The 990-nt window shown below is 29.2% G+C and carries 1 protein-coding gene; it reads right to left on the bottom strand.

All coding sequences use genetic code 11. The annotated features are described in order from the left end of the window. Positions 1–990, bottom strand: a 990-nt coding sequence (locus OYV_RS04025; RefSeq protein ID WP_042068426.1) for a DUF3744 domain-containing protein, incomplete at both ends; no start/stop codon positions are given.

The following is a 990-nucleotide window of genomic DNA, read 5'->3' as shown; positions in this document are numbered from 1 at the left end:
TCCAAAACTAAGAGCAGAAATAGGCCGGTTAACAAAACAATCCAAATTACAAGTTTTCAAAATGGCATGCACTTTTGTTTTTATTTCAGTTAATGAAAGTTGTTTGCCTAAAAGCCCCAATGCTACTTCTTCAAAAACAGTTTTTTGAGAAATCATATGGTGGGGATTTTGCATGACAAAACCAATTTTTTCTGATCTTTGTTGTAAAGACAAATGTGTTAAATCTTGATTATTTAATAAAATAGTTCCTGTTTGAGGATTACAAAAACCACAAATAACTTTGGCTAAAGTAGATTTACCACTACCATTTTTACCAACAATACTAATCATTTTTCCTGGAAATAAATCCAAAGAAATGTCATTTAAAATATTGGGTTGTTTGGATTCATAGTGATAAGAAATATTTTGTAATTGCAAAATGGGGCAAAATGGGGCAAATTGTTTGGGAAAAAAAGGCAATAATTGAGTTGGGTCGTTTTGAGCAATAGCACATTTTTTTAAATTTGTTAATTGATTGGAAAAATATTGAACAAAATATAAGGATTTTAGGGCAGGCAAATTTAATAAATAAGGAAGGCTTCCCAAATTGATGCCAACCTTTTTCAAAGCACTAATATAAGTTGGTTCTTGGATACCTTGTTTAGTTAAAATATTTTCTAAAATTAATTTTTGGGGAGAATTGTCATAAATAATTTTTTCATCTTCAAATACTATTACCCTATCAAAAGAATCATCTAAAATATCTTCTAAATAATGTTCAATAACTAAAATAGTCGAATTGTATTTTTGATGAATAGTTTTTATTAAAGCAGTCATTTTGGCTCTTGAAACAGGATCAAGATTGGATAGAGATTCATCAAATAACAAAATAGAAGGATTATAAATTAAAACTCCTGCCATCGATGCTAATTGCTTGTGACCTTCAGAAAGTTCTTGTGGTTTGTAATCTAAAAAGGATTGCAATCCTAAATCTTGTGCCCACATATTTAC

Source organism: 'Chrysanthemum coronarium' phytoplasma (assembly GCF_000744065.1).
Taxonomy (GTDB): Bacteria; Bacillota_I; Bacilli_A; order Acholeplasmatales; family Acholeplasmataceae; genus Phytoplasma; species Phytoplasma asteris.
This window is presented reverse-complemented; position numbering and strand designations above follow the sequence as displayed.